The following is a 19,985-nucleotide window of genomic DNA, read 5'->3' on the forward strand; positions in this document are numbered from 1 at the left end:
TACCAGGCCGATATGCAAAACTCTCAGTCGTCAAACGACCAAACCGCCCGCATATCCCTTCATCATACTATAATGTCAAAAAGCAACAGAAACAAAATCACGGAAGATGCGCCAATCTCCTGACGCCCCTACCGGTCATCCATTCCCGATTTTCGATGAAAAGCAACTGCAAGCTGCCCTCCAAGCCCGTCCAGCGTTCCCGCCGTCTCGGTGAAGCGGTATCTACGGACCAACAACCAACTCCGCAAGGGAAAAATTCCGCGTGACGTTAACTTTTCATTCAAGTCGTTGAATTTAAACAAATGTCTTTGGCGTGCCTTCGGCGCGAATCCTCTGGCTGATACGGTTTGGCAGCGCTGGAAGGCCGTGCAATACCCTGATTTGAGACAAAGCCAGCCAGAATCGGGGGGCAAGCCGGGTGGAATCGGGGGCCATGGCATCGATTCCTGCACCCGGATCAACGAAAGCGGGCAAGAGAAAAAGCCGCGACCCTGACGGGACGCGGCTTTCGAAAACAGCATACTGGCTGAGGATCAGCGCTTGGAGAACTGGAAGCTGCGGCGGGCCTTGGCCTTACCGTATTTCTTCCGTTCGACCACACGGCTGTCGCGGGTCAGGAAGCCCGCTGCCTTCAGCGCAGCGCGCAGGGCGGGTTCATGCAGTTGCAGCGCCTGGCTGATGCCGTGCTTGACCGCGCCGGCCTGACCCGACAGGCCGCCGCCCTTGACGGTCGCCTGCACATCGTACTGACCGGCAACGCCAGCCACGTCAAAGGGCTGACGCAGGATCATCTGCAGCACCGGACGGGCGAAATATTCGTTGATATCCTTGCCGTTCACGATGACCTTGCCGGAACCCGGCTTGACCCAGACGCGGGCGACCGCGTCCTTGCGCTTGCCGGTCGCATAGGAACGGCCAAGGCTGTCGCGCTGAGCTTCGCGCCGGATCAAGGTTTCGGCGGCAACCGGCGCAGCGGCCTCGGTGCCGGACACGACCGACTTGAGATCGTCGAGGGTTTTAATGTCTTCGGCCATAATCACGCGCTCCGGGTGTTCTTGGCGTTCAGGACCTTGACGTCCAGAACTTCGGGCTGCTGTGCCTCATGCGGGTGGGCGGCACCGGCATAGACGCGCAGATGGGTCATCTGCTGCTTGCCCAGCTTGTTGCGGCTGATCATGCGTTCGACCGCCTTGATCACCACACGCTCGGGATGCGCGCCTTCCAGCACCTGGCGCGCGGTGCGGTGCTTGATGCCGCCCGGATGGCCGGTATGCCAGTAGTATTTCTTGTCATCGCGCTTGTTGCCGGTCATCTGCACCTTGTCGGCGTTGATGATGATGACATTGTCGCCCATATCCATATGCGGGGTATAGGTCGGCTTGTGCTTGCCGCGCAGGCGATTGGCGACGATCGTAGCAAGACGGCCCAGAACGACGCCCTCGGCGTCAATCAGGATCCACTTCTTCTCGATCTCCGCGGGTTTCGCGGTGTAGGTTTTCATCTGTCGTCCCTTCAGGGTCGGAAAAATTCGAGATGGCGGTGTATCCGGGATCCTGTGCCATCCGTCAAGGCCAGGACGGAACGAATTATCACGCCAAAACAAAGCGGTAATAAATGGGTATTCAAATACCACATTATAAGCTGCGGTTATTCCGGTCTTTTGGCGGAATCGAATAGGTCATCGAACAGCGTGCGACAGGCTGACCGGTGCCGTCGGAAAAGATCAGCGCCTCGGCCACGGCCAGCGTCCGCCCCAGCTTGAGAATGCGGCATTCGGCGATCAGGTCATGACCCGCGGCGGGTTTGCGCATGAAATCGATCGAGGCGTTTGTCGTCACCGCCAGCGCCACGGGGCCGATGCGCGACAGGATTGCGCAATAGACGGCAAGATCGGCCAGTCCGAACATCGCCGGGCCGCTGACCGTGCCGCCGGGGCGCAGGCTTTCATCGCCGACCAGAAGACGCGCGGTCAGCAGGTCGGGACCGGCCTGCTCTACCCGGTAGCGGGTTCCGACCTGCGTAAATTCGCGTGCCAGAAAATCGTTCAGGCTGTCGGCATTCATGGCAATCGTCATTTCAACCCTCGCACCAGTTTACCCAGTTGGCGGGGAAACGGGCGAAAGATCAAGTCCGGCGCGCGACGAGCAGGTGAGGGGGAAAGCGCCGGGGCACCCCATTGAGGGGTGCCCCGGCGCTGGAGGGCTGACGCCCTCCGGTCTGCAATGGCGCGGCTGGTGTTCAGGATTGACGCAGGGCCAGCACCAGCGCGGTGAAATCCTCGCCGCGTTTCTCGAAATTCGGGTATTGATCGAAACTGGCAGCCGCCGGAGCCAGAAGGACGGTATCGCCCGGCTGCGCCTCGGCAGCAGCGGCCCGGACGGCCTGTTCCATCGTTTCCGAGATTTCGCAGGGTGTCTGGCCGATTTCAAGCGCGAAATCACGGGCAGAATGGCCAATCAGATAGGCCTTGGCGACCCGGTTCAGAAAGGGGGCCAGCGCAGCGATGCCGCCATCCTTCCCGAGGCCCCCGGCAATCCAGCGGATCCGGTCGAATGCCTGCAACGCTTTGGCCGCTGCATCCACATTGGTGGCCTTGGAATCGTTGACATAGCGAACGCCGCCGATCTCGGCGACAAGCTGGCTGCGATGGGGAAGCCCGGCGAAGCTGTAGAAAGCGGCCTCGATCTCTCGGGGGGGCAGGCCCACGGCGCGGCAGGCGGCATAGGCGGCGCAGGCGTTCTGGTGATTATGCGCGCCGGGCAGTCCCTTGATACCGCGCAGGTCGATGGACGCCGCCTGCCGGCCCTTGCGATATTCGGCCAGAAACCCCTTGCGCGCAAAGACCGACCATGCCGCCGTGTCAAGCTTGTGCCCCGCAGACACGCGGATCACCCGGTCATCGGAAGGCGCGACCGAAAGCTGATTGGCGAGATAGAGGCCCTCGGTCTCGTCCACGCCGATCACCGCACGGTCAGGCCCGCCCTCGGCGAACAGCCTGCGTTTGGCCGCGAAATAGCCACCAGGGCCTTCGTGACGATCCAGATGATCGGGCGAAAGGTTGGTGAACACGGCAATATCGGGGGTCAGCGCGCGGGCCAGATCCGTCTGATAGCTGGACAGTTCAAGCACCACGACCTCGCCATCCTGAGCGGGGTTCAGCGACAGGACGCCGGTGCCGATATTGCCGCCCATCTGCGTCGGCCGGCCCGCCTCTTGCAGGATGTGGTGGATCAGCGCCGTGGTGGTGGATTTCCCGTTCGAGCCGGTGACGGCAATCACCTTGGGCATACGATCGAACCCGTTCCAGTCCGCCGTCGCGTAACTGCGGAAGAACAGGCCGATGTCATTATCGACCGGCACGCCAAGCGCATAAGCCTTGGCGATGACCGGATGCGGCTTCGGGTAAAGATGCGGAATGCCGGGAGAGGTGATCAGCGCGGCAACGCCCTGCCACGCATCGTCACGGGTCAGATCGACGATCCGCATCCCCTCGGCTTCTGCCGCTGCGCGGGTGTCGTTGCCATCATCCCATGCGATGACATTGGCCCCACCCGCAGCAAGGGCGGCAGCGGTTGCCTTGCCCGAGCGGCCGAGGCCGAGCACGGCGATGGTCTGGTTTTCGACGCCTTGGACGGGGATCATCGCTTAGCCGAATATTGAGATGCGATAGTCGGGATCAACGTAAGCCGCAAATGCAAAAACTATCATGAGAAAGCCAATCAACACCGCCAACACTCCGCCAATAAGCGAGCCGAACGCGGCGAATGTACCTTTGTTTCGCAGTGCTTCATCTTCCAAAAAGAGAACAGCCACACCCATCACCTGAACAAAGGCCGCCACATAACAGAGTATTCCAAGAACAATTGCTGACTTGTACACAACGTGCCCCATCGTCCAATGTTGGAAAAGGTCGGCCTGGGTGAACAAACCTCCATGCTTCTGATCAAAAACCACTGCAACACCCACAAAACCAATAGAAAGAAATATCATGAAGGCGGAACGCGACAGACGCGCCACCGCATCATCAAATCTCTTGAAAAACTCACATATCGGCTTCGATAGTTTCATTTCAGTTACCTCAACTTCAGCGTCGCCAGCCCGATCAACGCCAGAATCAGCGAAATGATCCAGAAGCGGATGACGATCTGCGGCTCTTTCCAACCCAGTTTCTCGAAATGGTGGTGGATCGGGGCCATCAGGAACACCCGCTTGCCGGTGCGCTTGAAATACAGCACCTGAATGATGACCGACAGCGCCTCGACCACGAACAAGCCCCCGACGATGGCCAGCACGATCTCGTGCTTGGTCACGACCGCAATGGCCCCAAGCGCGCCGCCAAGCGCCAGTGAGCCGGTGTCGCCCATGAACACCGCCGCCGGGGGGGCGTTGTACCATAGAAAACCCAGTCCTCCGCCAATCAGCGCAGCGACAAAGATCAGGATCTCGCCCGCGCCGGGAACCTGATGGACCCCCAGATAGGTCGAAAAATCGACCCGGCCCACGGTATAGGCGATCACCCCCAGCGTGCCCGCCGCGATCATCACCGGCATGATCGCCAGCCCGTCCAGACCGTCGGTCAGGTTGACCGCGTTCGCGGCCCCTACGATCACCAGCATGGCGAAGGGCACGAAAAAGATGCCCAGATTGATCAGCGCGTCCTTGAATACCGGCATGGCAAGCTGCCCGGTCAGCCCCTCGGGGTGCAGATACATCGCCCAGCCCGACGCGACCAGCGCCAACGCCAGACCCAGACCCATGCGGATCCGGCCCGGCACGCCCCTGGTGTTGTGCTTGCTGACCTTGGCGTAATCGTCGGCAAAGCCGATCGCCGCATAACCCGCCGTGACCAGCAGCACGATCCAGACATAGCCATTGTCCAGCCGCGCCCATAGCAGCGTGGACACGAACAGCGCCGACAGGATCAGCAGCCCGCCCATGGTCGGTGTTCCGGCCTTGACGAAATGCCCCTCGGGGCCGTCATCGCGGATCGGCTGGCCCTTTTTCTGGGTCCGCCGCAAATAGTTGATCAGCGGCCTGCCGAAGATGAAGCCAAAGATCAGCGCGGTGAAAAAGGCCGCGCCTGCCCGGAAAGTGATATACCGGAACAGGTTGAAGAGGTCGCCCCCTTCCGAGAAGCTGCTCAGCCAATAGAGCATTCGTTTTCCCTTCTTCTTCGGGGCGGGCTATGCTGGTTTTCGCAGCGCCTCGACCACGGTCGAGATTTTCGACGACTTGGACCCTTTGACCAGCACGATGTCGCCGGGCGCGACCAGATCACCCGCACCGGCGGCAAGTTCGGCCGCGCTTTCGCACCAGTGCCCGCGCTTTTCCGGCGGCAGCGCGTCGAACAGGTGACGCATCCGGGGGCCTGCGGCATGGACCAGATCGACGGCCCGCATCGACGGATCATCGGCCACGGCACGGTGCAGGGCGATTTCATCGGAGCCAAGCTCCAGCATGTCGCCCAGAATCGCGACGCGCCTGCCGCCCTGCAACCCCGCCAGCGTCGCAAGCCCCGCAGCCAGCGACGCCGGATTGGCGTTGAATGCGTCGTCGATCAGGCGGATGCCGCGCAGTTCCTCGACCGCGCCGCGCCCTGTCGGGGGCAGCCAGTCACCCATCCGCCGCGCCGCCTGCTCCACATCGGCCCCCGCTGCCGACAGTGCGGCAAGTACTCCTGCGGCGTTCATCGCGAAATGCGTGCCGGTACTGTTCAGGGTGAAATCGACCGTCTGCCCGGTGATCCGGGCGCGACAGCTCAGGTGGCCATCCTGTGGACTGGCCTTGACCAGCCGGGCCATGCCGTCGCGGCCAAAGCCGATGACAATGGCCCCCGCCGCATCGGCGCAGTCGCGCAGGATCGGCGTGACCGGCAAATCCTCGGGGATGATGGCGGTGCCGATGGGCTGAAGCCCTTGAAAAATCGCTCCCTTTTCGCGGGCAATGCCGTCGATGGCGCCGAAAGCCTCTAGATGGGCGGGGGCGACGGTGGTGATCATGGCGACATGCGGACAGGCCATGCGCGACAGGGGCGCGATTTCGCCCGGATGGTTCATCCCGATCTCGACGATGGCGAAATCCGTGTCGGCGGGCATCCGCGCCAACGTCAGCGGCACGCCCCAATGGTTGTTATAGCTGGCCTCGGCGGCGTGGATGCGCCCCTGCCCCGCCAACGCCACCCGCGCCATGTCCTTGGTCGAGGTCTTGCCGACCGAGCCTGTGATCGCGATCACCTTGCCCGCCATGCGCGCCCGCGCCGCACGGCCCAATGTCTCCAGTGCAGGCAGAACCTCGGGGACGATCAGCAACGGCGCATCTACGGAAACGCCATCAGGAAGGCGGCTGACCAGCGCGGCTGCTGCCCCCTTGTCCAGCGCCTGCGCAACGAAATCATGCCCGTCACGCGCATCCGTCAGCGCCACGAACAGATCGCCCGGCGCGATCATGCGCGTGTCGATGGACACGCCCGAGGCCACCCAGTCGCCCTGCGCCCGTCCGCCCGTCGCGGCGGCAGCATCTGCTGCGGTCCAAAGCGTCATATTCTGCCATCCAGAGCGGCAACGGCGACCGAGGCCTGTTCCGCGTCGTCAAAGGGATAAACGTCCTGTCCGACAATCTGCCCGGTCTCGTGCCCCTTGCCCGCGATCAACAGCGCATCGCCCGCTTGCAGCGCATCGACGCCGCGCAGGATCGCCTCGGCCCGGTCGCCGATCTCGGTCGCATCGGGACCGGCCCCCTGCATCACGGCGGCGCGAATCGCGGCCGGATCCTCGGTCCGGGGGTTGTCGTCGGTCACAATCACCACATCCGCGAATTGCCGCGTGGCCTCGCCCATCAGCGGGCGTTTGCCGCGATCACGATCGCCGCCCGCGCCCATGACAACGACGACCCGGCCCATGACATGCGGCCTCAGCGATTGCAGCGCGGCGATCAGCGCGCCGGGCTTGTGCGCATAATCGACAAAGACCGTCGCGCCATTGTCGCGCTGCGCGACAAGCTGCATCCGCCCGCGCACGGTGTGCAGGTCGGGCATGACCTGAATGACATGTTCGGCGGAATCGCCCGTTGCCATGACCAGCCCCATCGCGGCCAGCACGTTTTCCGCCTGAAACCCGCCAATCAGCGCCAGCCTGACCATATGTGCCTGCCCCATCACCGAAAAGCGCAGATCCTGCCCGGTCGAATCGTAGCGCTGGCCCAGAATGCGCAGCATTGCGTCCTTGTGCGTGCCAATGGTGGTCAGCGCCAGACCGCGATCCGTGGCGATGTCGGCCATCTGGCGGCCACGTTCGCTGTCGATATTGATGACGGCGGCCTCTCCGTCCTCAAGGATGCGGTTGAACAACAGCGCCTTGGCCGCGAAATATTCATCAAACCCGGCGTGATAGTCCAGATGATCCTGGCTGAAATTGGTAAACGCCCCCGCCTCGACCCGGACACCGTCCAGCCGCCGCTGCACCAGACCATGGCTGGAGGCCTCCATTGCGGCATAGGTCACGCCCGCCTCCGCCGCTTCGGACAGGACGCGGTGCAGGGTCACGGGTTCGGGGGTGGTATGGGCCAGCCGGGCTTGGAAATCGCCCTCGACCCCCATCGTGCCAAGGCTGATCGCCTTGTGACCCAGAGCTTGCCAGATCTGGCGGGTAAAATTCGCCACCGAGGTCTTGCCCGACGTCCCCGTCACGGCAACGACGTGGTCGGGCTGACGTTCGAACCACAGCGAGGCGGCCCCGGCCAGCGCGGCGCGCGGATCCTCGGCCACGGCTATGGCCCCGTCCCATGCCGCCAGCGCATCGGCGGCCATCTCGGCCCCGGCGCGGTCGGTCAGCACCGCGACGGCATCCATGCGCAGGGCATAGGGGATAAATTCGGCCCCGTGCATCGCCGTTCCCGGCAAGGCCGCGAACAGATGGCCCGGCTTGACCATCCGGCTATCGACCGAAATGCCCGTGATACCGGGATCGCGCCCGTCTTTTGCTCTCAGTCCAAGCTGCGACAGCTTTTTCACCGCCTGCCTCACCGTTCCGTCGTCATTTGTTCGAGACGAGCTTTATCCCATCGTCCGCGCCGGGTTCAACACGCGCCAGAAAGCGCGGCGCGATAGTCGGCAGCTTTTCATCGCTTTTCGCGTGCAGGCCCAGCAGGGGCGCAAGCCTGCGCACCAGCTCGGCGGCTACGGGCACCGCCGTCATGCCCGCCGTCCGGCTTTCGCCGCCGCCATTCCGGACCGAGGGTTCATCCAGCGTGACGATCAGCACATATTTCGGATCGCTGGCCGGAAACATCGAGGCAAAGGTCGCGACCACCCGGTCCTTGTAATATCCGCCGCCCGGACGCGGCTTGTCGGCGGTGCCGGTCTTTCCCGCGATCTCGTATCCCGGAACCTCGGCCTGCTTGGCAGTGCCGCGCGTCACCACCTGCCGCAGCATGCTGATCGCCATCTCGGCAGCGCGGGGCGACAGCACCTGTTCACCCTCGGGCCGCTTGCGCCCGTGTATCAGCGTAGGTTGCACCCGCTTGCCATGGTTCGCGATGGTCGCATAGGCCGTGGCCAGATGAACCGGGCTGGCGGCAAGGCCATGGCCAAAGGCCACCGTCGCCGATGTCACGGCAGGCCAGCGCGCGGGTACCAGCGGCTGTCCGGTCGGTGCCTCGACCATCTCGACCGAGGTGGGCGCGAACAGGCCCAGCCTTGCAAGAAAATCCTTCTGCCGGTCCACGCCCAGCATCTGCGCGATCCGCACCGTCCCCACGTTAGAGGATTTCACGATCACATCCGTCGCGCTAAGCTGCCTGCCGTAATTATGAAAATCATGGATCAGATATTTGCCGATCTTCATCGGGCTGGAGGAATTGATGCCGCTGTTCGGATTGATCAGCTTCAGATCCAGCGCCTGAGCGACCGGAAAAATCTTGAAGGTTGATCCAAGCTCGTACTGGCCCTGAAGTGCGCGGTTGAACAGCGGACTGTCCGAGGGGTCGCCCTTCAACAGCGGGCGCGGGCGGTCATTTGGATCGAAATCCGGCAGGCTGGCCATCGCCACGATCTCGCCGGTATCGACCTCCATCAGCACGCCGGTCGCGCCCTTCGCGCTCATGATCGTCATGCCGGATTGCAGCACCTCTTCCATCGCTGACTGCACGGTCAGGTCGATAGACAGGACCAGAGGCGCGCCGTTATTGGCTGGATCGCGCAGCCAGCCGTCAAAGTTCTTCTCAACCCCGGCGACGCCCAGAACCTCGGCACTGCTGACGCCCTCATTCCCGAAGCCCGAGCCGCCAAGGATATGCGACGCGACATGCCCGTTGGGATAGACCCGCATCTCGCGCGGGCCAAACAGCAAGCCCGGCTCGCCCAGATCGTGCACGGCCTGCATCTGCTCGGGGCTGATCTTGCGCTTGATCCACAGGAAGGTACGCTGTCCGGTGAAATCTTTTTCCAGACGTGCAAGATCCAGATCAGGAAAGATTTTCGCCAGCCCGCGCGCCGCACGGATCGGGTCGATCATCTGCTGGGGATGGGCGTAAAGCGAATGGGTCAGAAGGTTGGTCGCCATCACCCGCCCGCGCCGGTCCGTGATGTCAGCCCGCTGCGACAGGATCTGCGAGGACAGCACCTGCGCGCGCGGTTCCGTCGGCTGGGACGAGGCAAGCGCGCCCATCCGCACCCCCACCGTCACGAAGGCGAGGATAAAGCAGGTCGCGATGAGGATCAGCCGCCCCTCGGCACGGCTGCGGGCCGAATCCTCGATGGCGTCACGGCGCCGCTGCCGGTTCTCGGCCTCGATCTCGGCGGGATTTTCGCCGCGCTCGCGGGCGCGAAGGATGCGGGCCAGAGGGCGCAAGGGGGTGCGGATCATGGCTTTTGCTCCTGAAGGGGGGGCTCATCCGTGGCGGGTGCAGAAGGCTTGGCGTAATCGACATGCCCAAGATCGACAAACTGCCCCGATTCGGCGGGGACAAGCTGTAAACGTTCAAAATTCAGATCGACCAGCTCGCGCAGACGCTCGGGGCGATTGAGATAGGCCCATTCGGCCCGCAACACACCCAGATCCTCGCGCAGGCCGGCGATCTCGCGCTGAATGCGGCCCATTTCGCTGATCGCCGCCTGAGTGCGATAGTTTTCCTGATAGGCCCAGAAGGCCAGCCCCATCACGGCCATGATGCAAAGCAGCCAGAAGATTGAACGCATCAGTGGCCCCCTTTCGCGGGCAGGCGCGGCATGGCCAGCACTGCCTCGTCCGGCAAGGCGGCGGGCGCATCGGTGCGCACCGCCACCCGCAGCAGGGCGGATCGCGCGCGCGGATTGTCCCGCATTTCATCGGGGTCCGGCCCGATGGCGCGGCGGAATGGCAGGGTAAAGGCGGCGGGCGCGCTGTCCTGAACCGGCGCATAGCGGTTGCCGCCGCCCCCGCTGCCTGCCCGCGCCTGCATGAAACGCTTTACGATCCGATCCTCAAGCGAATGAAAGCTGACCACGGCCAGCTTGCCGCCGGGTTTCAGCGCCCGTTCGGCGGCGGCCAGCCCATCGACCAGTTGCCGGAATTCGTCATTCACCCAAATGCGGATCGCCTGAAAGCTGCGGGTCGCCGCATGGCTTTGCCCCGGCTTGGCACGCGGCAGGCAAGAGGCCACGACCTCGGCCAGCTCTGCCGTCCGGTTCAGCGGGCGGGCGGCAATGATGGCGCGCGCGATACGGCGCGCGGCGCGTTCTTCGCCGTAATGATACAGCACATCGGCCAGCAGGGCCTCATCCGCCGCGTTCAGCAAATCCGCCGCCGACGGCCCGTCATCGCCCATCCGCATGTCCAGAGGCCCGTCGCGCAGAAAGGAAAAGCCGCGCTCGGCCTGATCCAGTTGCATCGAACTGACACCCAGATCCAGCACCACGCCGTCCAGCGCCTGCCCGGCCAGCGAATCGAGCTCCGAGAATGTGCCCTGCACCAGCCGCAGCTTGTCATCATATTCCCCGGCCCATGCCTTTGCCATCGCAAAGACCGACGGATCGCGATCGACGCCGATCACCGCATCCGCACCCGCGTCCAGCAGGCCACGGCTATACCCACCCGCCCCGAATGTGCCGTCCAGCCACAGGCCCGTCACGGGTTCGACCGCCCTGAGAAGCGGCTTCAGCAGGACCGGAATATGTGGCGCGGCCATAGGTCAGCCCTCGCCTTCGGTGCCCAGAAAGCTGCGCGGATCGAAGCCAGGCCCCTTCGAGGCCTCGTATTCGTACAATTCCTCGACATCCGCAGGGGGCGAATCGGGCAGATAGGCCTTGATATAATCGCCCGAGGCCGCAAACATGATCTCGGTCCCATTCTCGAATCCCAGCTTTTCCCGCAGCTTCAGCGGCAGGACCAGCCGCCCCTCGCGGTCGATTTCAAGATCGACGGATTGCCCGTTCATCAACTGTTCCAGCCAGCGCCGTTCCTTGCTGCCGCGCGTCAGGCGATCGATCTGTTCGTCGATTTCCTCGATGGCATCAATTGTATAAAGTTCAACCCAGTTCCACCACTCGGGGCCATAGACCGCAACCAACTGAGTGCGACCGGTGTTGGATGTGGAAAATGCGGGGTCGCAGGCGTCGAACTGTTTGCGCATGCGGGCGGGAACGGAAATCCGCCCCTTGCCATCAACCTTGACGGTCTCTGTGCCTCTGAACTTGCGCGCCACCCTGTATCCGCCCTTGCCTCACTTGCTTCCGGTCGCCCGAAATGGAAAGGGCGGATCAGGCCGCTGCCACTGCCCGATCCGCCGCCCTCGTTCCCATAGTCTGGGATCCCCTTTTCCGGGGATGTCCGCCCTGTCGCGCGCCACCTTGGGGGAAGGTGCTGCTCGCACGCGCGGGCGGATCGTTGTGTGAAAACGGGTGCCTGTATGAAGCTGCTTCGCCTTCGGGTTCTTGACGCCCTTAACTGCCCGCTTTCGCGAGTCCCTTGTGCCATGGGAATTTACGGGAAGCAATGGATTTCTACGCCATCCGGCCAGTTATTTCCTACATAAATCAGGGCAGAATCGCAGGATCCTCGGGACAATCAACCCCTGGATCGCAATTTTTAGTAATCAAATTTGTAATATATACCAGATATAGTATTGTCGTTGCGGTGGCGTAAAATCCCGGAACCTTACGGCAACCTTGCAGAAAAATCTGCGTTTTAGGTAAAAATACCTACAAAACCGCAGGATTCACGGCGAATCACACGCGCAGGATGGTGGGGCAGGATGGCGGGAAAGGCGTCGCATTCATCGCTTTCCCTGAAATTCCCATTGCCGTCCCGACGCGGGTTTCAGCCCATTCCGCCCTGAACCAGCCGATCCGCCAGACGGGCATAGGCCTGCGCGGTCGCGCCATCCCCAAGGGCAACGGGTTGGCCCGAATCTCCGGCAAGGCGGACTTCCAGTTCCAGCGGCAGCTCACCCAGGAAGGGCAGGCCCATCGCCTGCGCCTCGGCCGCTACGCCACCATGCCCGAACAGATGCGCCTCATGGCCGCATTGCGGGCAGACATAGGTAGACATGTTCTCGATCAGCCCCAGCACCGGGGTTTTCAGCTTGCCGAACATGTCGATGGCACGGCGCGCATCCAGCAGCGCCACGTCTTGCGGGGTCGAAACGATGATCGCGCCGGTGACGGGTGCGCGCTGGCACAGGCTAAGCTGAACGTCGCCCGTTCCCGGCGGCAGGTCGATCAGCAGCACGTCCAGTTCGCCCCAGTTGACCTGTTGCAGCATCTGCTGGATCGCGCCCATCAGCATCGGACCGCGCCAGACCACCGCCTCGCCTTCTTTCAGCATCAGGCCGATGGACATCATGGTGACTCCATGTGCGCGCAGAGGCTCGATCCGCTGGCCATCGGGGCTGGCAGGCCGGCCCGAGACGCCCATCATCCGCGGTTGCGAGGGGCCATATATATCGGCGTCCAGCATTCCGACCCTGCGCCCCGCCCGCGCCAGCGCCACGGCCAGATTCGACGTCACCGTCGATTTGCCCACACCGCCCTTGCCAGAGCCTATGGCAATGATGTGCCGCACGCCGGGAATCGGCTGCGGGCCGGCCTGCGGTGTCGGATGGCCGCCAATCTTCAGCGAGGGGGGCGGTGCGGCGGCGGCGGTCATCACTATATTCACCCTGTCGATTCCGGGCAGCGCCAGCAGGCGCCGACGCGCCTCGGCCTCGACGGGAGCCAGCGCGCGGGCGGCATCCGCGCCCGCCACCTCAAGCACGAAACTGACGGTCGCATCGTCCACCTTCAGCGCGCGCACCAGATCGGCATTTTCCAGCGTTCCACCCCCCGGAAGAACAATGTCATGGATTTCCCTAAGGACAACTTTTCGGTCTACGGACATGTGATCGGCCTTGCTGCTTGCTCGGGCAACAGGATGCTGCATCTGCGCAGCACGGGCAACCACCCCGATCAACCGCGATGCGGACATTGCTAAGCGCCTTTAATGCAACGGATTTCGCATTTGCAGCGTTAGCGATAACATGGTGTAACGTTTGTCTTTTGATCACAGTTTTGGCAGTCGGTTGCGAATATGCACCTGCCCAGTCATGCGCTTGCTGCATGGCAGCATTCGCGAAAGGAGTATTGTGCAGGCGCAGCATTTGCCCCATCTTTGTGTCATCGAAGCGCCGGGCCATCCGGGCAAGACGCAAGATGAATACATGAAAGGAATACGAAATGGCCACCACCGTGAAAGCACACAACGCCGCAGTTACCGGCTTTCGTGCCCGGGTGCTGAACGCCATTGAGCGCATGCAGGAAAACCGTGCCCGCCGGGTGGTCTATCGTCAGACCCTGCGTGAGCTGAACGGCCTGAGCAATCGCGAACTGAACGATCTCGGCATCAGCCGGGCAATGATCACCCGTCTGGCCCACGAAGCGGCCTATGGTGTGAAGTAAGAATTCGCTTTCCCGGCCTACTCCTCCCTGAGCCGGGATCCTGCGACGCCCTCCTCTCCTCCTCCCCGGAGGGCGTCGCAAAAGGTTAGCACCGTGGCCCTCTCCTCCTCCCTGGGCCTTCGGATGCCAGCGGCGGCCCCGCTCCTCCTCCCCAGGGGTCGCCGCGAACATATAGCCGCCCTGTTTGCGGCGAATCGAAACGACGGGCATCCCTCCTCCCGCCTGTCGTCTGCGGTGCCCCTAACCTCCTCCCAGGCTGGCACCGCATCCCATAGCCGCCTCGTCTGCGGCAAGCAGTTGCGACGGACCTCCCTTCCTCCCGGTCCATCGCATGCGGTGCGGGCTTCTCCTCCTCCCTGCCTTCACCGCAGCCTATACGCGGCCCCTCCTCCTCCCTGGGCCAGCGTTGAGCGGCGGTGCCCCTCTCCTCCTCCCTGGGCACCGCCGCGATTTTTATCCGGCACCCCTTTCTGACAGCCCCGAACGCGGTTATGGCGTGGCATGCTCAGCTATCAGCACGCCTATCACGCGGGGAATCTGGCCGATCTGCACAAGCACGCGCTGCTTGCGACGGCGCTTGATTACCTGACCCGCAAGGACAAGCCGTTATCCTATCTGGAAACCCATGCCGGGCGCGGGCTTTACTGGCTGAACAGCGCAGAGGCCCGGAAAACCGGAGAGGCGCAGGCGGGCATCGCCCGCGCCCTGTCGCGGAACTGGCTACCCGCGGATCATCCGCTGCTGCGGGCGCTGTCGGCCCTGCGTCAGACGCATGGCCCGGATGCCTATCCCGGATCGCCGCTGATCGCGCGGCATTTCCTGCGTCCGGACGACCGCGCCTTCCTGGCCGAGCTGCACCCCGCCGAACATGCCGCATTGCGGCAAACGGCCGGGTTCGCCAGCATTCACCAACGGGACGGTTTCGCGATGGCGCAGGCACTCTGCCCGCCGACGCCCCGCCGCGGCCTGCTGCTGATCGACCCAAGTTATGAGGTCAAGGCCGACTACGCCGCGATCCCGCGCCAGATCGGCCAGATCGCCCGAAAGTGGAATGTCGGCGTGATCGCGCTGTGGTATCCGGTTCTGACCGACCGGCGCCATCAGCCGATGATCGACACCCTTTGCGCCGACCACGGCGATGCACTGCTGTCCGAGGTCGCCTTTCCACCGGTCCGCGCCGGGCATTCCATGATCGGATCGGGCATGTTCATTCTGAATCCGCCCTGGGGACTGGCCGACGAGGCCGCGCGTCTTGGCGACCTTTTCGCCAGTCAGAAATGAGGGGATTCCCCCCCCCGCCCCCTTGTGGCATGATCGCGCAAATCTAAAAAAGCAGCCCGTCATGTCGCAGCGTTTCACGATCAGTTCCACCATCTTCCTTGCTCTCGCCTTCGTTCTGGGCCTGTATTTCGCCTTTGCCGCCGTGCAGGGTCCGTCGGGCATCCTGCGCCGCGTCCAGATCGAGGCCGAGACGGAAGAGTTGATCAAGGAACGCGAAACGCTGCGTGCGCAGGTGGATGAGATGCAGAATCTGACCCGTCGGCTGTCGGACGAGTATCTGGATCTTGACCTTCTGGACGAACGCGCGCGCAGCGTTCTGGGCCTGATCCGCTCCGACGAAATCATCATCCGTTAGCGATTCAGCCCCTCTCCGTTTCCCGGATTGCACCCCCTCACGTGATGCGCTACGGATAGTTTAACGCTGAACTATCCCGAACCAGCACTCAGGAGGATTGCCCGCATGGCAAGGAAACCCGCAGCCAAAAAGCAGGCGGCGTCCAATACATCCAAGGACGAATTGCTAAAATACTACCGCGACATGCTGCTGATCCGTCGCTTTGAGGAAAAGGCCGGTCAGCTTTACGGCATGGGCCTGATCGGGGGGTTCTGCCACCTGTATATCGGTCAGGAAGCCGTCGTCGTCGGACTGGAAGCCACCACCAAAGAGGGCGACAAGCGCATCACCTCTTATCGCGACCACGGGCACATGCTGGCCTGCGGCATGGAGGCGCGGGGCGTCATGGCCGAACTGACCGGCCGCGAGGGGGGCTATTCGCGCGGCAAGGGCGGCTCGATGCACATGTTCAGCCGCGAAAAGCATTTCTATGGCGGCCATGGCATCGTGGCGGCGCAGGTTCCGCTGGGGGCCGGGCTGGCCTTTGCCGACAAATACATGGGCAATGACAATGTTACCTTCGCCTATTTCGGCGACGGCGCGGCCAACCAGGGGCAGGTTTATGAAACCTACAACATGGCCGAACTGTGGGAACTGCCCGTCATCTTCGTGATCGAGAACAACCAGTACGCCATGGGAACCAGCGTCAAGCGTTCGACCAAATCGACCACGCTGTTCGGGCGCGGCGAGGCGTTCGGCATCCCCGGCGAGCAGGTCGATGGCATGGACGTTCTGGCCGTCAAGGCGGCAGGCGAAAAGGCCGTGGCGCATTGCCGCGCGGGCAAGGGGCCATACATCCTTGAGGTGATGACCTATCGCTATCGCGGGCATTCCATGTCCGACCCGGCTAAATACCGCACCCGCGAAGAGGTGCAGAAGATGCGCGACGAACGCGACGCCATCGAACATGTCCGCGAATTGCTGCTGCAAGGCAAGCACGCCTCTGAGGATGACCTGAAGGCGATCGACAAGGAGATCAAAGAAATCGTCAACGATTCTGCGGAATTTGCCAAGGAAAGCCCGGAACCCGCTCTGGCCGAGCTGTGGACCGATATCTACGCCGAAGAGAACGCCTGAGGGAGGGCAAGACGAATGGCAACCGAAATCCTGATGCCCGCCCTGTCGCCGACCATGGAGGAAGGCACCCTGGCGAAATGGCTGAAAAAAGAAGGCGACGCGGTCAAATCCGGCGACATCATCGCCGAGATCGAAACCGACAAGGCCACCATGGAATTCGAGGCCGTGGATGAAGGCATCCTTGGCAAGATTCTTGTGGCCGAAGGCAGCGAGGGCGTAAAGGTCAACACCCCGATCGCCGTGCTGGTCGAAGAGGGCGAAAGCGCCGATAACATCCCGGCGGCGGCACCCGCCGCAGCCGCCCCGGCCCAGACGGTCGCTGCGGCCCCCGCTGCCGCGCCCGAACCTGCGACGCCCGCCGCCAATGCCAGCCCCGACTGGCCGGAAGGCACCAAGATGAAGACCATGACCGTACGCGAAGCCCTTCGCGAGGCCATGGAAGAGGAAATGACTCGCGACGAGACCGTGTTCCTCATGGGCGAGGAAGTGGGTGAATATCAGGGCGCATACAAGATCAGCCAGGGCCTGCTGGACAAGTTCGGCCCGCGCCGCGTCGTCGATACCCCGATCAGCGAAATCGGCTTTGCCGGTATCGGCACCGGGGCCGCGCTGGCCGGTCTGCGCCCGATCGTCGAATTCATGACCTTCAACTTCGCCATGCAGGCGATCGACCACATCATCAACTCGGCCGCCAAGACGCTGTACATGTCAGGCGGGCAGATGGGTGCGGCGATGGTGTTCCGTGGCCCGAACGGTGCCGCCGCCCGAGTCGGTGCACAGCACAGCCAGGACTATGCCGCATGGTACGCGGCCATCCCCGGCCTCAAGGTCGTGATGCCCTACAGCGCGGCGGATGCGAAGGGCCTGCTGAAACAGGCGATCCGCGACCCGAACCCGGTGATCTTCCTTGAGAACGAAATCCTCTATGGCCGCAGCTTCGAGGTGCCGGATATGGATGATTTCACCATCCCCTTTGGCAAGGCCCGCATCGCGCGGCCGGGCAAGGACGTCACCCTCGTCAGCTTTGGCATCGGCATGGCGCATGCGCTTGACGCCGCCGAGGCACTGGCCGGCGAAGGCATCGACGCCGAGGTGATCGACCTGCGCACCCTGCGCCCGCTCGACTATGGCACGGTGATCGAATCGGTGAAAAAAACCAATCGCCTGGTCACGGTCGAGGAAGGTTTCCCGGTGGGCAGCATCGGCAACCACCTTTCTGCCTATGTCATGGAAAACGCCTTCGATTATCTGGACGCCCCGGTGATCAACTGCACCGGCAAGGACGTGCCCATGCCCTATGCCGCCAATCTGGAAAAACACGCGCTGATCACCGTGCCCGAGATCGTCGAGGCGGTGAAAAAAGTGACCTACCGCTAAGGAGAACGCGACATGCCGACAGAAATCCTGATGCCCGCGCTTTCTCCGACCATGGAGGAAGGCACGCTGGCCAAATGGCTGGTGAAAGAGGGCGATACCGTTTCCTCGGGCGACATTCTGGCCGAAATCGAAACCGACAAGGCCACGATGGAATTCGAGGCCGTCGATGAAGGCGTCGTGGGCAAGATCCTCGTGGCCGAAGGTTCGGCGGGCGTGAAGGTGAACACCCCCATCGCCGTCCTTCTGGAAGAGGGCGAAAGCGCAGCCGACATAGGCAGTGCACCCGCCCCAAAAGCCGCCGCAGCCCCCGCAGCCAAATCCGGGGCAGCACCCGCCGCCGCGCCCGCTGCTGCTGCTGCGGCCCCTGCCCCTGCCCCGACTGCGCCACGGACCGCCGATGGCGGGCGCATCTTCGCCTCGCCTCTGGCCCGCCGCATTGCCGCAGAAAAGGGCATCGACCTTGCCGGGATCACGGGCTCGGGTCCGCGTGGCCGGATCGTCAAGGCCGATCTGGACAGTGCAAAGCCCGGTGCCGCGCCCGCCGCTGCTGCGGCCCCGAAAGCCGCCGCACCTGTGGCCGCCGCGCCGACCGGTCCTTCGGCGGAAACGATCCTCAAGATGTACGCGGATCGCGAAACTGTCGAGGTCGCGCTGGACGGCATGCGCCGCACCATCGCCGCCCGTCTCGGCGAGGCCAAGCAGACCATCCCGCATTTCTATCTGCGCCGTTCCGCCAAACTGGACGAGCTGATGAAATTCCGCGCCATGCTGAACAAGCAGCTTGAGGCGCGGGGTATCAAGCTGTCGGTCAACGACTTTGTCATCAAGGCTTGTGCCCTTGCCCTGCAAGAGGTGCCGGACGCGAATGCAGTCTGGGCAGGCGACCGGATCCTGAAGCTGAAACCCTCGGATGTCGCGGTCGCCGTGGCGGTCGATGGCGGGCTGTTTACTCCGGTCCTGAAGGACGCGCAGCAAAAGACGCTGTCCGCCCTGTCCGCCGAGATGAAGGATCTCGCCAACCGCGCCAAGACCAAGAAGCTGGCCCCGCATGAATATCAGGGCGGCAGCTTCGCGATTTCGAACCTTGGCATGTTCGGGATCGAGAATTTCGACGCGGTCATCAACCCGCCGCATGGCGCAATCCTTGCCGTCGGCTCGGGTATCCAGACCCCGGTGGTCGAGAATGGCGAAGTGGTGATCCGCAACGTCATGTCGATGACCCTGTCGGTCGATCACCGCGTCATCGACGGCGCCTTGGGGGCACAACTGCTTCAGTCCATCGTCACTCATCTGGAAAACCCGATGGGCATGCTGGCCTGATCCACGCCGCAAGGGGGCCTGGCAGCCCCCTTGCACCCGCTCATGCGGATCGTCTGAACACCTGAACGGTCAGGGCTGGCCTTACAAAAGGAAATCCCTTGCTGTCAACGCATCAACATCCATCACCATGATCGCAAAGTCGGGAATAGTGTCGCCGTCGATGTCGCCGCGAACCAGTATGTTATCTCCGCGCTCCACGAACCAAACCGAATGTGGCGCAGGCTTGTTGCTGAATTCAAACGCCTGATTTCCGCGCGCACGCGTGTTCCGCATTTACGACACCAAGAGCGAGCCCGGCATAGGCATATCCCCACGCATCCAACTGGGAATATTAGGCAATACGATCACCGGCCTCGGAATGGGCCTTGAGAATGGATAAGCGAGCGGCGGTCAATGGCTTTGGCATGATACTTCCTTACTTGCTATCAGGTTCAAATATTGTGGCGCAGTCCCAAAACGCCCGGGCCTGCGCAGACAAAGTTTTCCAATCTTTCAAATGACTGCGGCGATAGTGCAGTTTCATGTCAGCAAGAGGGATATCAATGAAATGCTCACAGATCGGAAAAGGCCTCTCACCTTCCTTGACACAAATAATCACATCGGTGATTCCGTCCGGATCGTCGGTCTTGA

At 62.8% G+C, this 19,985-nt stretch carries 21 protein-coding genes; 6 read left to right on the forward strand and 15 right to left on the reverse strand.

Annotation, left to right across the window (positions count from 1 at the left end):
- Positions 1-533: 533 nt before the first annotated feature.
- From rpsI to ACK5L9_RS23670, 13 genes are all read right to left on the reverse strand, one after another.
- On the reverse strand, positions 534-1,034 hold the full coding sequence (gene rpsI, locus ACK5L9_RS23610; protein ID WP_416913900.1) for a 30S ribosomal protein S9: 501 nt from the start codon (positions 1,032-1,034) through the stop codon (positions 534-536).
- A gap of 2 nt (positions 1,035-1,036) precedes the next feature.
- A complete protein-coding gene (rplM, locus tag ACK5L9_RS23615; protein ID WP_416913901.1) occupies positions 1,037-1,501 on the reverse strand; it encodes a 50S ribosomal protein L13 in 465 nt (154 codons plus the stop codon).
- A gap of 133 nt (positions 1,502-1,634) precedes the next feature.
- The gene (locus ACK5L9_RS23620) at positions 1,635-2,063 is read right to left on the reverse strand and encodes a PaaI family thioesterase (protein WP_416913902.1); all 429 of its coding nucleotides are present in this window, start codon (positions 2,061-2,063) and stop codon (positions 1,635-1,637) included.
- A 175-nt stretch (positions 2,064-2,238) separates the two neighbouring features.
- Positions 2,239-3,642 (reverse strand): UDP-N-acetylmuramoyl-L-alanine--D-glutamate ligase, encoded by a 1,404-nt coding sequence (gene murD / locus ACK5L9_RS23625; RefSeq protein ID WP_416913903.1) that lies wholly within the window; start codon positions 3,640-3,642, stop codon positions 2,239-2,241.
- 3 nt (positions 3,643-3,645) lie between these two features.
- Positions 3,646-4,068 carry a hypothetical protein gene (locus ACK5L9_RS23630; RefSeq protein ID WP_416913904.1) on the reverse strand — a complete coding sequence of 141 codons (423 nt, stop codon included), beginning with the start codon at positions 4,066-4,068 and terminating at the stop codon, positions 3,646-3,648.
- A 5-nt stretch (positions 4,069-4,073) separates the two neighbouring features.
- The gene (gene mraY / locus ACK5L9_RS23635) at positions 4,074-5,156 is read right to left on the reverse strand and encodes a phospho-N-acetylmuramoyl-pentapeptide-transferase (protein ID WP_416913905.1); all 1,083 of its coding nucleotides are present in this window, start codon (positions 5,154-5,156) and stop codon (positions 4,074-4,076) included.
- Positions 5,157-5,183: 27 nt separating this feature from the next.
- Complete coding sequence (locus tag ACK5L9_RS23640) at positions 5,184-6,539, reverse strand: UDP-N-acetylmuramoyl-tripeptide--D-alanyl-D-alanine ligase (protein ID WP_416913906.1); 1,356 nt, start codon at positions 6,537-6,539, stop codon at positions 5,184-5,186.
- Positions 6,536-8,008, reverse strand: a complete 1,473-nt coding sequence (locus ACK5L9_RS23645; protein WP_416913907.1) for a UDP-N-acetylmuramoyl-L-alanyl-D-glutamate--2,6-diaminopimelate ligase — start codon at positions 8,006-8,008, stop codon at positions 6,536-6,538. The genes ACK5L9_RS23640 and ACK5L9_RS23645 overlap by 4 nt, the downstream gene beginning before the upstream one ends.
- Before the next feature lie 22 nt (positions 8,009-8,030).
- The gene (locus tag ACK5L9_RS23650) at positions 8,031-9,860 is read right to left on the reverse strand and encodes a peptidoglycan D,D-transpeptidase FtsI family protein (protein ID WP_416913908.1); all 1,830 of its coding nucleotides are present in this window, start codon (positions 9,858-9,860) and stop codon (positions 8,031-8,033) included.
- Positions 9,857-10,192 carry a cell division protein FtsL gene (gene ftsL / locus ACK5L9_RS23655; RefSeq protein WP_416913909.1) on the reverse strand — a complete coding sequence of 112 codons (336 nt, stop codon included), beginning with the start codon at positions 10,190-10,192 and terminating at the stop codon, positions 9,857-9,859. Before ftsL ends, ACK5L9_RS23650 begins: the two co-directional genes overlap by 4 nt.
- Complete coding sequence (gene rsmH, locus ACK5L9_RS23660; protein ID WP_416913910.1) at positions 10,192-11,160, reverse strand: 16S rRNA (cytosine(1402)-N(4))-methyltransferase RsmH; 969 nt, start codon at positions 11,158-11,160, stop codon at positions 10,192-10,194. The genes ftsL and rsmH overlap by 1 nt, the downstream gene beginning before the upstream one ends.
- 3 nt (positions 11,161-11,163) lie before the next feature.
- The gene (locus tag ACK5L9_RS23665; RefSeq protein ID WP_416913911.1) at positions 11,164-11,676 is read right to left on the reverse strand and encodes a division/cell wall cluster transcriptional repressor MraZ; all 513 of its coding nucleotides are present in this window, start codon (positions 11,674-11,676) and stop codon (positions 11,164-11,166) included.
- Between the two features lie 614 nt (positions 11,677-12,290).
- Positions 12,291-13,349 (reverse strand): Mrp/NBP35 family ATP-binding protein, encoded by a 1,059-nt coding sequence (locus ACK5L9_RS23670; RefSeq protein WP_416913912.1) that lies wholly within the window; start codon positions 13,347-13,349, stop codon positions 12,291-12,293.
- Between the two features lie 335 nt (positions 13,350-13,684).
- Between ACK5L9_RS23670 and ACK5L9_RS23675 the strand changes: the two genes are divergently transcribed.
- The 6 genes from ACK5L9_RS23675 to ACK5L9_RS23700 all read left to right on the forward strand — a co-directional run bounded on the left by ACK5L9_RS23675 (position 13,685) and on the right by ACK5L9_RS23700 (position 19,355).
- Positions 13,685-13,906 carry a DUF1127 domain-containing protein gene (locus ACK5L9_RS23675; protein WP_416913913.1) on the forward strand — a complete coding sequence of 74 codons (222 nt, stop codon included), beginning with the start codon at positions 13,685-13,687 and terminating at the stop codon, positions 13,904-13,906.
- Between the two features lie 501 nt (positions 13,907-14,407).
- Positions 14,408-15,187, forward strand: a complete 780-nt coding sequence (locus tag ACK5L9_RS23680; protein WP_416913914.1) for a 23S rRNA (adenine(2030)-N(6))-methyltransferase RlmJ — start codon at positions 14,408-14,410, stop codon at positions 15,185-15,187.
- Between the two features lie 61 nt (positions 15,188-15,248).
- Positions 15,249-15,542 carry an FtsB family cell division protein gene (locus ACK5L9_RS23685; protein ID WP_416913915.1) on the forward strand — a complete coding sequence of 98 codons (294 nt, stop codon included), beginning with the start codon at positions 15,249-15,251 and terminating at the stop codon, positions 15,540-15,542.
- Between the two features lie 105 nt (positions 15,543-15,647).
- On the forward strand, positions 15,648-16,658 hold the full coding sequence (gene pdhA / locus ACK5L9_RS23690) for a pyruvate dehydrogenase (acetyl-transferring) E1 component subunit alpha (protein ID WP_416913916.1): 1,011 nt from the start codon (positions 15,648-15,650) through the stop codon (positions 16,656-16,658).
- Positions 16,659-16,673: 15 nt separating this feature from the next.
- Positions 16,674-18,035 carry a pyruvate dehydrogenase complex E1 component subunit beta gene (locus ACK5L9_RS23695; protein WP_416913917.1) on the forward strand — a complete coding sequence of 454 codons (1,362 nt, stop codon included), beginning with the start codon at positions 16,674-16,676 and terminating at the stop codon, positions 18,033-18,035.
- 12 nt (positions 18,036-18,047) lie between these two features.
- Positions 18,048-19,355 (forward strand): pyruvate dehydrogenase complex dihydrolipoamide acetyltransferase, encoded by a 1,308-nt coding sequence (locus ACK5L9_RS23700; RefSeq protein WP_416913918.1) that lies wholly within the window; start codon positions 18,048-18,050, stop codon positions 19,353-19,355.
- An 81-nt stretch (positions 19,356-19,436) separates the two neighbouring features.
- On the opposite strand, the gene ACK5L9_RS23705 is transcribed toward ACK5L9_RS23700, so the two are convergent.
- Both ACK5L9_RS23705 and ACK5L9_RS23710 read right to left on the reverse strand, forming a co-directional pair.
- Positions 19,437-19,628 (reverse strand): hypothetical protein, encoded by a 192-nt coding sequence (locus ACK5L9_RS23705; RefSeq protein WP_416913919.1) that lies wholly within the window; start codon positions 19,626-19,628, stop codon positions 19,437-19,439.
- 142 nt (positions 19,629-19,770) lie between these two features.
- A partial coding sequence (locus ACK5L9_RS23710; RefSeq protein WP_416913920.1) for a hypothetical protein occupies positions 19,771-19,985 on the reverse strand: 215 nt, incomplete at its 5' end.

The organism is Paracoccus sp. (in: a-proteobacteria) (assembly GCF_047973135.1).
Taxonomy (GTDB): domain Bacteria; phylum Pseudomonadota; class Alphaproteobacteria; order Rhodobacterales; family Rhodobacteraceae; genus Paracoccus.